Origin of the sequence: Streptomyces sp. AC512_CC834 (assembly GCF_019049325.1) — a bacterium.
Taxonomy (GTDB): domain Bacteria; phylum Actinomycetota; class Actinomycetes; order Streptomycetales; family Streptomycetaceae; genus Streptomyces.
Map to the genome: position 1 here is coordinate 48,356 of NZ_JAGMUO010000104.1, position 12,500 is coordinate 60,855.

11 protein-coding genes and 1 pseudogene are annotated in these 12,500 nt (G+C 72.4%); 7 read left to right on the forward strand and 5 right to left on the reverse strand.

Features of this window, described 5'->3' with window-relative positions:
• Positions 1 to 57 precede the first annotated feature (57 nt).
• A pseudogene (locus KUM40_RS33790) lies at positions 58 to 384 on the forward strand (hypothetical protein); the annotation flags it as partial.
• Between the two features lie 159 nt (positions 385 to 543).
• On the opposite strand, the gene KUM40_RS33795 reads toward KUM40_RS33790, so the two are convergent.
• Both KUM40_RS33795 and KUM40_RS33800 read right to left on the reverse strand, forming a co-directional pair.
• Complete coding sequence (locus KUM40_RS33795) at positions 544 to 1,515, reverse strand: alpha/beta fold hydrolase (protein ID WP_217170122.1); 972 nt, start codon at positions 1,513 to 1,515, stop codon at positions 544 to 546.
• Between the two features lie 183 nt (positions 1,516 to 1,698).
• On the reverse strand, positions 1,699 to 2,301 hold the full coding sequence (locus KUM40_RS33800; RefSeq protein ID WP_217170123.1) for a TetR/AcrR family transcriptional regulator: 603 nt from the start codon (positions 2,299 to 2,301) through the stop codon (positions 1,699 to 1,701).
• 226 nt (positions 2,302 to 2,527) lie between these two features.
• Here KUM40_RS33800 and KUM40_RS33805 point away from each other — a divergent pair, with 226 nt between their 5' ends.
• Complete coding sequence (locus tag KUM40_RS33805; RefSeq protein ID WP_217170124.1) at positions 2,528 to 4,450, forward strand: protein kinase; 1,923 nt, start codon at positions 2,528 to 2,530, stop codon at positions 4,448 to 4,450.
• A 182-nt stretch (positions 4,451 to 4,632) separates the two neighbouring features.
• Here the strand turns inward: KUM40_RS33805 and KUM40_RS33810 are convergent, their stop codons facing one another.
• Positions 4,633 to 5,547, reverse strand: a complete 915-nt coding sequence (locus KUM40_RS33810) for a LysR family transcriptional regulator (RefSeq protein ID WP_217170125.1) — start codon at positions 5,545 to 5,547, stop codon at positions 4,633 to 4,635.
• Positions 5,548 to 5,627: 80 nt separating this feature from the next.
• Between KUM40_RS33810 and KUM40_RS33815 the strand changes: the two genes are divergently transcribed.
• Together KUM40_RS33815 and KUM40_RS33820 are read left to right on the forward strand one after the other, a co-directional pair.
• On the forward strand, positions 5,628 to 6,152 hold the full coding sequence (locus KUM40_RS33815) for a cupin domain-containing protein (RefSeq protein WP_217170126.1): 525 nt from the start codon (positions 5,628 to 5,630) through the stop codon (positions 6,150 to 6,152).
• Positions 6,149 to 6,511: a DoxX family protein gene (locus KUM40_RS33820; RefSeq protein ID WP_217170127.1), complete on the forward strand. Its 363-nt coding sequence runs from the start codon at positions 6,149 to 6,151 to the stop codon at positions 6,509 to 6,511. Before KUM40_RS33815 ends, KUM40_RS33820 begins: the two co-directional genes overlap by 4 nt.
• A 14-nt stretch (positions 6,512 to 6,525) precedes the next feature.
• Here the strand turns inward: KUM40_RS33820 and KUM40_RS33825 are convergent, their stop codons facing one another.
• Positions 6,526 to 7,554, reverse strand: coding sequence for a YafY family protein (locus KUM40_RS33825; RefSeq protein ID WP_217170128.1), 1,029 nt, complete (start codon positions 7,552 to 7,554; stop codon positions 6,526 to 6,528).
• A 150-nt stretch (positions 7,555 to 7,704) separates the two neighbouring features.
• Here KUM40_RS33825 and KUM40_RS33830 point away from each other — a divergent pair, with 150 nt between their 5' ends.
• From KUM40_RS33830 to KUM40_RS33840, 3 genes are all read left to right on the forward strand, one after another.
• Positions 7,705 to 8,112, forward strand: coding sequence for a VOC family protein (locus KUM40_RS33830; protein ID WP_217170129.1), 408 nt, complete (start codon positions 7,705 to 7,707; stop codon positions 8,110 to 8,112).
• Positions 8,113 to 8,216: 104 nt separating this feature from the next.
• Positions 8,217 to 10,004: a LamG-like jellyroll fold domain-containing protein gene (locus tag KUM40_RS33835; protein WP_217170130.1), complete on the forward strand. Its 1,788-nt coding sequence runs from the start codon at positions 8,217 to 8,219 to the stop codon at positions 10,002 to 10,004.
• Positions 10,005 to 10,161: 157 nt separating this feature from the next.
• On the forward strand, positions 10,162 to 12,078 hold the full coding sequence (locus KUM40_RS33840) for a serine/threonine protein kinase (RefSeq protein WP_217170131.1): 1,917 nt from the start codon (positions 10,162 to 10,164) through the stop codon (positions 12,076 to 12,078).
• A gap of 18 nt (positions 12,079 to 12,096) precedes the next feature.
• Here the strand turns inward: KUM40_RS33840 and KUM40_RS33845 are convergent, their stop codons facing one another.
• Entirely contained in the window at positions 12,097 to 12,423 is a 327-nt protein-coding gene (locus KUM40_RS33845; RefSeq protein WP_217170132.1) for a PLD nuclease N-terminal domain-containing protein, read from the reverse strand.
• Between the last annotated feature and the right edge of the window lie 77 nt (positions 12,424 to 12,500).

Consider the following 12,500-nt stretch of genomic DNA (forward strand, 5'->3'; position numbering starts at 1 on the left):
CAAACCCACTGCCGCGACTGCCGCACAGCAGTAGCCCTCCACCCCTGAACCAGCAAGGAGGCTCTGTCCATCGCACTGCGGGACGTACCCGAAGAATTCACCGCAGATGGACTGGGCAACTGCCCGGCCAAGCACCTCTGGAGGAACCTGGTGGCAGTGGACCTCTCCTTCTACAAGTCCTACATCTCTGAAGAGATCCGAGACGAAGGCCGCGCCCAAGGCCGGGCTGAGGCGCTCCTGCTCGTCCTGGAACAGCGCGGCCTCGATGTCTCCGACGACGTCCGCCCGCGCGTCGCGGAATGCACCGACCCTGAAACCCTCCGCCACTGGCTCGCCCGAGCCGTTGCCGCGCCAACGGCCGAGGCGATCTTCCAAGACGAGTGACCCGACGGAGCCATGGGCTGATACCGGGCGTCGGCGACGCCGGTGGTGACGGTCTTGACCCGTTCGCTACTGTGCGCCCAGGAGTTCGAGAACCCGCGAGGCCCTGGGTCGCGGCGGGGGATGCCACGGCCCAGGGCCGGTCTGTGGGGTGGGGTTGGGTCAGTGCTGGTGAGCGGCGCGGTGGGTGACCCTGTTGATGGTCCTGAGGGTGAGGTCGGGGCGGTCGATGTGGATGTAGTGGCCGCTGCCCTTGGCGGTGCTGAGGTGGCTGTTGCGGGAGATCTTGAGCCATTCGTTCTGGCCCTTGGCCCACATGTCCTCCAGGGCGGGGCCGTACTGGGGGACCTCCGCGTACTGGGACTCGTGCTTGAGGATCTCCACGGGGATGCAGCCTGCGGAGTGGACGGGGCCGTCGGCGATGACGAACTGCTCGGGGTTCTGGCCCTCGTTGACGGCGATGGCGCCGTCGCGGAGCTGAGCGGCCGGGCCGGTGGCGTCGGCGGGGATGGTGCGGTTCATGTCGCGGGTGAGGTGGGGGATGGTGGCGTCGAGGAGGACCAGGCCCTTGACGCGGTCGGTGTGGTCGGGGGTGTAGCGGGCGGCGATGTAGCCGCCCAGGGAGTGGCCGGCCAGGACGACGGGGCGGTCGCCGGCCAGGCGGTCGAGGACCTTGGTGAGCAGCCTGCCGGTGTCGTCGACGGTCTGCAGGGTGCCCGGGGCGGGCTTGTCGCTGGCGCCTTCGCCGAGGCGGTCGTAGGAGCAGACGCGGGAGGTCTTGGCGAGGGACTTCTGCAGCGGGGCCATGTTCTCCAGGCCCTCGCCGCCGCCGGCCATCAGCATCACCAGGGGCTCGCCGCGGTGGGTGCGGCCGGAGCAGGAGACGTTGACCGAGTGGCCGTCGATCTGGATCTTCTTCGTGCCGGTGAAGGAGTCCCCCACCGAGGCCCCCACCGAGGCCCCGACCGTGGCCCCGACCGTGGCCCCGACCGTGGCCGTGGTGGCCGTAGCAGCCGTGGTGGCCGTGGTGTCGGACTGCGCCTTCGCGTACTCCTGGTCGAGCACGAGTCCCGCACCGGCCACGGTGCAGACGACGGCGGTCGCGGCGGTCGTCTTGGCGAGGGTGCGGAACATTACGGCCTCCAGCAGGCAAGGGTGGGGTAGGGCTCGGACGCTCAGGGGCTTGTCTCGGGGTCCTTCTCGGTCGGCCTGTCGTGCTCGGCGACTGATGAGAACTCTATGGATCCGGCGCCCCCGGATCGTCACCCCGCGGTGGACACCTGCGCGTAGCTCCCCCGGGGGACAGGCGGCACGGCCCTACGCCCCGTCCGCGCTGATCGACCGCCAGATCCGCTCCGCCAGGACCCCCGCGGCCTCGTCCAGGTCGAGGTCGTGGACACCGGAGAGCCGGCGGCGGGCGACGGCGACGACCGGGCCCATGACCAGGGTCTCCAGCAGGGGCAGGGGGAGCGGGGCCACCTCACCGGCGTCGATACGGGGCTGGATCCACCGGGCGAACGCCGAGACGGTCGGTTCCTGTGCGTCCCGGATCTCCTGACCCCGTGCCATCAGGCGGCGGTCCGCGGGCGGGGAGTGGACCAGGAGTGCCGCGCCCGGATGGTCGCGGACGAAGGCGAGGTAGGCCCCGACCACGGCACGGATTCCGTCGCGGGCGGTGTCCGTACCGGTCAGGGCGGTGAGCATCTGTCCCAGCAGCCGGCTGGTCCAGCGGTCGGTGAGGGCGGTGAGCAGCCCGTCGAGGCTGCCGAAGTGGTGGTACAGGCTGCCGAGGCTGACCCCGCTGGTCCGGGTCACGGCGGTGACGGTGACGCCCTGTTCGCCCGACTCCGTGTAGAGGCGGAGCGCGGCGTCGAGGAGGAGGTCGGAGGTGACCTCGCCGCGGTGTTGTTTGGGGCTCATGGGCAGCGCGCTCTCGTCGGTCTTCGTTCGGGTGGCTCTCGTTGCTGCTTCTTGCTACTTCTGGAACAACGCATTTCTAGAACAATTTTCTAGAAGATTCTTCCAATTCTATGCCTGTCTGACTCAGACTGTCCTCTGCGGGACACGCGTGTCCGCCCGGACTTCGGAGGGGAGCGGGCGGGCCGCGGGTCTCCGGTCGTCGGGACAACGGGGAGACGGGGCTGACGTGTTGGAGCTGGCGGGCAGCGGGGCGGAGCCGCTGGAGGACGAGGACCCACGGTGGATCGGGACGATCCCGCTGATCGGACGCCTCGGCGCCGGGGGGATGGGCCGGGTCTATCTCGGAGTTCACGAGGGGCGCTACGCGGCCGTCAAGCAACTCCTGCCCTCGGTCGTCGCCGAGGACAAGGACTTCCTGCGCCGGTTCGGACACGAGCTGGACAACCTCGCCCGCTTACCCGAGGAGGCGACTGCGCCGCTGCTCGCGGGGAACCGGGACGCCCGGCCGCCGTGGTTCGCCACCGCCCATGTCCCGGGCCTCACCCTGACCGAGGCGCTCGAGGCCCACGGCGGCCCCCTGCCCGCCGGTGCGCTGTGGCTGCTGCTGCGGGAGGCCGCCAAGGGGCTCGCGGCGGTGCACGCGCTGGACATGGTGCACCGGGATCTGAAGCCGTCGAACGTGATGCTGACCCTGGAGGGTCTTACTCTCATCGACTTCGGGGTGGCCCGGGCCGCGGAGCAGAGTCAGTTGACCAGGACGGGCATGGTGGTGGGTACGCCCGCCTACATGTCGCCGGAGCAGGCGTCCGGGAGCCGGGCGTCCAGTGGTGCCGTCGATGTCTTCGCGCTGGGTTCGGTGCTGACGTACGCGGCGTCCGGGCAGCCGCCCTTCGGCGACGAGGCCGGGCACGCCGTGCTGTATCGCATCGTGCACGAGGAGCCCGACCTCCAGCCGCTGCGCGAGTTGGACGCCGAGCTGGCCGAGGTCGTCGGGTCCTGTCTCGACAAGGACCACGAGGGCAGGCCGAACGCCGCCGAACTGCTCGAGATCGCCGAGCGGCACGGACCGCACGAGCCGCCGCTGTGGCCGGAGCCCATCACTGAACGGCTGGCCGAACGGGCCGCCTTCGTCACGAGGTTGCCGGAGGCGGCGGACCTTCCCGAACGCGAGCCGGAGCCCGAGCGCGAGCCGGAGCCCGAGTCCACGGTTCTCGGGGGTCGGGATCCGAAGCGACGTCGGGACCGGCGCCGAACCCGTGTCTTCCTCGGTGTCGTCCCGATCATGCTCGCGACGGGGGCGACCCTCGCCGTCCAGCTCATGCCGTACGCCTCCCACGACAAGGCGGAGGCGGACACCGCACCACCGTCCCCGGCCTCGTCCGTCTCCGCGCCCCTGGATCCGACGGGATCGCCCTCGGAGTCGGCGACAGGACGGCCGACATCGAGCGCGTCGGAGTCACCGGCGGACGGCAAGGACGGCAAGGACGGCAAGGGCGGCAAGGGCGGCGAGGACGGAGCGAAGGGCGGCGGGAGCGGCGGGGGAGCGGACCGGTCCGGCGCGGGCGCCACCGGTGGCGGGGGCTCCGACGGCGCCGGTGGTTCCGGTGGTTCGGCGGGCTCCGACGGCTCGGGCGGAACATCCGCGTCGGGCGGTTCCGACGGCTCGGGCGGGTCCGGTGGGTCCGGTGGGTCTGGTGGGTCCGGTGGGTCGTCGTCCGGGGCCGGCGGCGGCTCCGGGGACACCGACACCGGCTCCGGCTCCGGCTCCGGCAGCGATACTCCCGCTTCCAGTACGTTCGCCCTCAAGAACGGCGAGAACGGCAAGTGCCTGGTCCTGTCCTACGGGTACACCAGCGACGGTTCCTGCGGGGCCGCGTCGGCGACCTGGTCGTTCGCCACTGCGTCCGACGGTGCCGTAAAGGTCATCAACCGCTCCTCCGGCGCCTGCCTGACCGCGGCCTTCATCGGCCAGAAGCCGATGAGCGGCGACTGCGCCCGGGAGGGTTCCGCGCAGTTGTGGCGTCGCGGCTCGGGCGGGGTGCTGCGGAGCGTCTTCAACGACGGCTGTCTCGACCTGGCCTTCGGCGGCGGCGTCTCCTCGCGGCCCTGCGAGTCCGGAGCGGCGTCCCAACGCTGGACGCGGACTTAGGGGGCGTCGTTTGGATCTTGCCGGGGTCGCGGGGTCTGGCACGCACATCTGCGGCGTTGTCGTCGGTTGTCGACGCTCCGCGTCGCCGCCCTCCTCCGCCTTGCATCTGCACGCACCAGACCCCGCTCGGGTCGGCAACACGGCACCGTTGCCTGGAGCCGCCCTGATCCAAACGACGCCCCCTAGGGAGCCGGTGCGTCGTACGCCGTGATCGCGGCCCGGACGAAGGAGCGGATCAGCGGGTTTGGGGCGCGCTCGCGCCAGGCCACCACCACGCGGCTCGGCGGCAGGCCCGTCAGCGGGACCACGGTGAGCCCCTCCGCGGGCACGTGGTCGACGACGGTCATGCCGACCGTGCCGTTCCACAGGACGGCCTGTTGGCACTCCCGTACGGTACGCACGACCGGCCCCGGCCGCGGCTCCCCGCCGTTCCAGTACGCCTGCCACAGGGGGTCCGTGCCCTCCGGAAAACGGAACCAGCGGCGGTCGGCCAGCTCCGCCGGTGTCAGGGTCGCCCGGCCGGCCAGCGGATCGTCGGCGCGCAGCAGCGCTCCCACCGGGTCGGCGCGCAACTCGTGCGTGGTCAGGCCGGTCGGGTCGAAGGGGCCGCGGGTGAGCGCCGCGTCGACCAGCCCGGCGTGCAGCCCGCAGGTGGGGTCGGTCAGGTCGGTCTCGCGGATGGTGACCTCGACGTGCGGGTGGCGCCGGCGGTAGGCGTCGGCCAGCCGGATCACGTCCGGGTCGGTGCTGTCGCCGAGGATGCCGACGGTGAGGGTCGCGGCGCCGGCCGCGGCGGACACGCGTGCGCGGACCCGGTCGGCCCGGTCGAGCAGGGCGCGCGCCTCGTCGAGCAGCACCGCGCCGGCCTCGGTGAGGGTGACACCGGCGGAGGTGCGGTGGAGCAGAGTGGCGCCGAGTTCCGTCTCCAGCGCCTTGATCGCCCGGCTCAGTGGTGGCTGGCTCATGTGCAGCCGGACGGCGGCCCGGCCGAAGTGGAGTTCCTCGGCGACTGCCACGAAGTAGCGCAGCGTACGCAGCTCCAGCCGGTTCACCCCGTTCACCCAGTTCACGCCGTCCATGCCGTTCACCCGGTCCATCCTGCGACGATACCCGCACGGTATCGAGTGTGCCGAACAGGTCTTGGACGCTCCCGGTGCCCCGGCGGTGGAATCGAAGCATGACCGACGAACCGCAGAACAATGAGCCGGGCGCGGACCCCGCCGTGGCGGGCCCCGCCGTGTCGGTGGTCGGCCCGGATGACGGCGAGACGATCCTCCTCGGCACCACCCGCATGCGCGTCCTGGAGGACGGCAGCCGCACCGGCCACCGCCTTGGGATGGCCGAGTCCGTACTCGCTCCGCACACCCCCGGGCCGCCCCAACACCGTCACGCCCGGCACGACGAGGGCTTCTACGTCATCTCCGGCACGGTGCGGTTCACCGTGGGGGACGAGGACGTCGACGCGACGGCGGGCACGCTCGTGATGGTCCCGCCCGGCGCACCGCACACCTTCGCCAACACCACCGACGAACCCGCCCGCATGCTCAGCACGTTCACCCCGGACCTGTACGTGCAGTACTTCCGGGACCTGCGGGAGCTGTACGCCGACGGCCGCACCCCGACGGCGCAGGAGAGCCTGCGGACGATGAGCCGCTACGCGACCGAGCCCGCCGCCGACTTCGCCCGGGGGGCCGGGTCGTGAACGTCGCGTACTGGATCGTCGCCGCTCTCCTCGCCGCCTTCTACCTCTACGGCGGCGGACTGAAGGTGATCCGCGACCGGGACCGGCTCCGGCCGATGATGGCCTGGGTGGACAGCATGCCGATGCCGGCCGTCCGGGCCGTCGGGCTGGTCGAGGTACTCGGCGCGGCGGGCCTGCTCCTGCCTCCGCTGACGGGCGTCGAGCCCTGGCTGGCCCTGGCCGCGGCCGTCGGGTTCGTGGTCCTCCAGATCGGCGCGACCGGAGTGCACCTGAGACTCGGGGACCGTCAAGTCGCCCTCAACATCACGCTTCTGGCGACCGCCGCCGTCACCGCCTGGCTCGCCACGACCTGGCTGTGACCGGCGTGTCCGGGTCAGCCGGAGGTCCGGCGGGCCGACTCCATGAGCCGGTCGGCGAGGCCCGCGACGAGGTCACGCAACTCGTCGGGCCGCTCGACGACGAACGGGCGGTCCAGCGAGGCGAGTACGCCCGGCAGCCACTCGAGCCGTTCGGCGCGGATCTCCACCCGGGACCACGGCCCCGCCCCCTCAGCCGTATCCGCTCCCTCCGCTCCCCCCGCCGTCTCCGCCGTCTCCGCCGTCTCCGTCACGATCGCGACGCTGCCCGGCAGCCGGGTGCGGATCTGCTCGGCCGTCCCCTGGATCCGCAGGGTCACCGCATGCCGGTACGGGGCGGTGGCGAGCGACGTCAGCACGCGCTCCGCCGGATCGAACCCGGCGGGCGGCTCGAACGAGCCGGGCAGGATCCGCGCACCGGCGACGCGGTCCAGCCGGAACGTCCGCTCCTCGCCGGCCGACAGATCCCGGCCCGTCACGTACCACCGGCCCGAGTGGGCGACGAGCCCGTACGGGTACAGCGTGCGTTCGCTGCGCCGGCCACCACCACCGGCGGCGCTGTACCGGATCGCGACCGGTCGGTGATGGCGCACCGCGTCGGCGATCGGCAGCAGCACGGCGGTCTCCGGAACGGGCGGCTCGGCCGGCGGGGCCGTGAAGGTGAGGGAGTCGAGTACGGCGTCCAGGCGGTGGCGCAGCCGCTCCGGCAGTACCCGCCGGACCTTCGCCGCCGCCGTCTCGCCCGCCGTGCCCGCCGCCGAAGTCATCCCGCTCCGCCGCCCGGCGACCAGCCCCAGCAGTACGGCCAGTGCCTCGTCGTCGGTCAGCATCAGCGGCGGCATGCGGTGTCCGGGGGCGAGCCGGTAGCCGCCGTATCGGCCGCGCACCGACTCCACGGGGACATCGAGGTCGACGAGGTGGTCGACGTACCGGCGCACCGTGCGCTCGCCGACGCCGAGCCGGTCGGCGAGTTCGGCCACGGTCCGGACACCGCCGGCCTGGAGGAGTTCGAGCAGGGTGAGCACGCGGGACACGGGACGGGACATGCCCGCAAGTCTGCCGCCGATACCGGCCGGATTGTGACCGGTATTGCTCCTAGCGTGAGAACGAAAGCAGCGAGTCGTAAGCAGCACGTCGTAAGCAGCACGTCGTATGCAGCGAGTCGTAAAGCAACGATCGGCCAGGAGGCCCCCCCCATGAACCTCGTCTCTCTCCGCGTCATCACGGACGACGTCGCCCGCCTCGTCGACTTCTACGAGCGCGCCACCGGCCTGCCCGCGACCTGGGCCACCGAGGACTTCGCCGAACTGCGCACCGCCTCCGGCACCCTCGCCATCGGCAGCACCCGCACCGTCCCGCTCTTCGCCCCCGGCTCCGCCCACCCGGCCGACAACCACAGCGTCATCATCGAGTTCCTCGTCGACGACGTGGACGCCGTGCACCGGAACCTGACCGGCTTCGTCACGGAGTTCGTCAAGGAACCCACCACCATGCCCTGGGGCAACCGCGCGCTCCTGTTCCGCGACCCCGACGGCAATCTGGTCAACTTCTTCACCCCGGTCACCCCGGCCGCCGTCGAGAAGTTCGCCGCCTTCGCCCGCTGACGTATACGGCAGCTCGAGCGCGTACGGACGTTCGAGGGGGTGTGGGTGCCTGCCCCTATGCTGGATTCGCCCGCAGGGTCGAGATCGTACGCCGGGAGGCATCTGTGTCAGCGCTGGAGCCGGACGACCCGCGCTCCGTCGGGGAGTACCGGTTGCTGAGCCGGCTGGGCGCGGGTGGCATGGGCCGGGTCTTCCTCGGCCGTTCGCCGGGCGGGCGGCTCGTCGCGGTCAAGGTGGTGCACGCCGAGCTGCTGCGCAGGCCGGAGTTCCGCGACCGCTTCCGCCGCGAGGTCCAGGCCGCCCGGATGGTCAGCGGCGCCTTCACCGCCCCGGTCGTCGACGCCGACCCGGACGCGCCCCGGCCCTGGCTGGTCACCAGCTACATCGCCGGGCCCTCGCTGGAGCAGGCGGTCGCCGAGCGCGGCCCGTTCGACCCGCGGGCGGTGCTCGCGCTGGCGGCCGGGCTGGCCGAGGCGCTGGTGTCGATCCACGCCGCGCACCTCGTGCACCGCGACCTCAAGCCGTCCAACGTGCTGCTCGCCGAGGACGGGCCGCGCGTCATCGACTTCGGCATCGTCCGCAGTATCGACGCCGACTCGATCACCGGCACCGGGCACATGGCCGGCTCCCCGGGATTCATGTCCCCCGAGCAGGTCAACGGGGACGCGGTCACCTGGGCCAGCGACGTCTTCTGCCTGGGCGCGGTGCTGGCCTTCGCGGCCACCGGCGCCAACCCCTTCGGCAGCGGCCCCACCCCCGCGCTGCTCTACCGCGTCGTGCACAGCGCCCCCGACGTGGACGCCGTCACCGCCCCGGACCTGCGCGCGCTGATCGCCGACTGCCTCGACAAGGACCCGGCCCGCCGTCCGGCCCCGCGCGAGATCCTCGCCCGCATCGGCCCGCTGGGCGGCGAGAGCACGACGGCCCTGCCGCACGCCGGCCAGTGGACACCGGCCGCCCGCCCGACCCACGCGGACGCCGTACCCACCATGGTCGTCCCGGTTCCCGCGCCGACCCACCCGCACACCCGGGTCGACGGCACACGGCCGCCGACGCCCGCACCGGCGGACGTACGCCCGACGGCGACGGGGCCGGGGATGGGGATGGGTGGCCGTGGGGGCGGTGGCCGAGGGAGCCGGCGGGCCTTCCTGTTCTCCGGGGCGGGCGCCCTCGCCGCGCTCGGCGTCGGAACGGGGTTCTGGCTCAACCGCCCCGCCGACTCGGACGCGTCGGACGGCACCGCACCCTCGCCGTCGCCCTCCGCCACGAAGCCGAAGCCCGCGGGACCCGTCGGGCGCTGGCCCCTCAACGAGTCCTCCGGCCAGGTCGCGCGGGACATCGCCGGCGGACACGACGGCACCGCGACCCGCGTCACCTGGCAGCCCGCCGGACCAGGAGCCACCTTCGACGGGACCGGCAGCCAGATCGTGACCGAAGGGCCGGTGCTGAGGACCGGAGCGGGGCGCAGCTTCACCGTCGCCGCCTGGGTCCGCCTCTCCGCCGTGCCGGGCGCCTTCGCCACGGCCGTCAGCCAGGACAGCGCCACGGACAGCGGCTTCTACCTCCAGTACGCCGACACGGACAAGGGCTGGGCCTTCTCCCGCCCCGGCCGGCGCGCCGTCGGCCGCAGCGCGCCCGCCGCGAACGTGTGGACCCACCTGGCCGGCGTCTGCGACGGCCAGGCCCGCAAGCTGCACCTGTACGTCAACGGCGTCCAGGAAGCGGTCGTAGAGGACACCGACCCGGTCCCCTCCAACGGCGCGTTCGTCATCGGCCGGGCGTCCTTCGACGGGCAGCCCCACGACTTCTTCCCCGGCACCATCCGGGACGTACGGGCCTTCGACCGTGCCCTGGCACCCGCCGGGATCAGGACGCTGGCCCGAACCGACTGACGGCTGACGGCTGACGACTGGCGGCTGACGACTGACGGGCTCTCACCTGGCGTTCACCGCACCGTACTTGGGACAGGCGTGCTAAAGATGTACCTTCCCGGGAGCGGGCCGTGACGGCCCACCCCGGGCTCGCGGAAGCCGGTGAACGGGGAGAGAGTTGAGCGGGGAAACCGGATTCGGTCTCACGGGCAGTGGCGCCGAACCCTTGGAGGACGACGACCCGCGCCGGATCGGAGCGATCCCGCTGCTGGGCCGGCTCGGAGCCGGCGGCATGGGCCGCGTCTATCTCGGCGTCCACGAAGGCCGGTACGCGGCCGTCAAGCAGGTACTGCCGTCGGTCGCCGGGGAGGACAAGGACTTCCTGCGCCGCTTCGGACACGAGCTGGACAACCTCTCCCGGCTGCCCTCCGACGCCACCGCGCCGCTGCTCGCGGGGGACCGGGACGCCGGCCCGCCGTGGTTCGCCACCGCGTACGTGCCCGGCATCACGCTGCGCGAGGCCGTCGACCTGCACGGGCCGCTGCCCGCCGAGGCGCTGTGGCTCATCCTGCGGGAGGCCGCCACCGGACTCGCGGCGGTGCACGCCCTGGACATGGTCCACCGCGACCTCAAACCGTCCAACGCCATGCTCACCCTCGACGGCCTCACCCTCATCGACTTCGGCGTCGCCCGGGCCGCCGAGCAGAGCCAGGTGACCAGGACCGGCATGGTGGTGGGTACGCCCGCCTACATGTCGCCCGAACAGGCCTCCGGGAAGCGGGCGTCGAGCGGCGTCGTAGACGTCTTCGCACTGGGCTCGCTGATCGCCTATGCGGCGTCCGGCCGCCCGCCCTTCGGCGACGAGTCCGGGCACGCCGTGCTGTACCGCATCGTGCACGAGGACCCCGACCTCCAGCCGCTGCGGGATCTGGACCCCGAACTCGCAGACGTCGTCGCGTCCTGCCTCGACAAGGACCACGAGGGCCGGCCGACCGCCGCCGAACTCGTCGAACGCGCCTCGGGACACGGCCCGTCGGCCGCGCCCCTGTGGCCGCGGGCCATCACCGAGCGGCTCTCCGAGCGGGCCGCCTTCGCGGCACGCCCACCGGAGCCGGAAGCCCTGGACCTCGCGCTGCTCGGCCCCGCGACGAAGCCGGACCTGAAGCCGGACCTGAAGCCGGTCCCGGAGGCAGACCCGAAGCCGAAACCGGACCCGGCCGCAGAACCGCGGACGGAGCCGGAGAAGGAGCCGGATAAGGAGTCGGAGAAGTCGGCCAAGCCCGAGAAGGCGGCGGCCAAGCCCGAGAAGGCGGGCAAAGAGCGCCGCCGCCGCATCCTGCCGGTATTTGTCCCCGTCGTGGTCGTCGCGACGGGAACGACCCTCGCCTTCCAACTCCTGCCCCACGTCACCGACTCCGGCGACGCCACGGGAGCCGGCCCCTCCTCGTCCGTCACGGTCTCCGCGACCACGACGCCGTCGGGTACCGCCGGTGGCTCCGCGAAGCCGTCACCGTCACCGTCCACCAGCGCGTCCACCGCGAAGGAGCCGGAGTCGGAGGCGAAGGAGTCGGCGACCGCGACCGGAGCGGCGGGCGCGGGCGCGGGCTCGGGCTCGGACGCGGACGACACGGCCGCGAAGGACGAAGACGGCGCGGGCACCGATTCCGGCGGCAGCGGCAGTGGAGCCGGGGGCGGAGACGGGAGCGGAGCCGGGGGCGACTCGTCGGGCACGGCGCCCAAGCCTCCCTCGACGGGCGGCTTCACCCTGCGCAACGCGTCGCACGGGCAGTGCCTCAACGGCACCGGCAACTCCTACTACGGCAACGTCGGCCTGGGCTCCTGCGACGACGCGCAGGCCGCCTGGAGTCTCCAGGGCGCTCACGTGGTGCACAAGGACATCGGCAACTGCCTGAGCACCTACGGTGCGCTCCACCTCCAGACCTGCGGGGCGGACCGCCAGAACTGGCGCCTCGGTTCCGGCGACGCCGTCGTCAACACGGACACGGGAAAGTGTCTGGAGGCATCGACGTCCGGCACCCTCCTGATGCGGACGTGCACGGGCACGGCGGCCCAGCGCTGGACCCGGTCGGCCTAGTCCTTGCCGCCCGGACGGCTACTCCTTCTCCTCGTCCTTCTCCTCATCCTTCTTGTCGTCCTTCTCGTCGTCCTTGTCCAGGGACTTCAGGAAGTCGGGGTTGTCGTCCGGCGCCACCCACTGCCCCCGTCCGCCGCCGCCCTGCCAGGGCGACGTGCCCGCCGGCTGCCGCTTCTTGCCGGCGATGATCCAGGAGATCGAACCCACCAGCGGGAAGAGCAGCACGAGGATCGCCCACAGCGGCTTGGGCATGTGGCGGATGTCGGCGTCCTTCGTGCCGATGCAGTCGATGAACGCGTAGACGCTCAACGCCAGTGGAACGAGGAACATCAGCACCCGGAGCATGGGGCCTCTCCAGCGGGAAGCTAGGGGGTGGGGACGCGTCATGGCCCCCAGGTACAGGGCCAGGGTAGCCGCTCGGG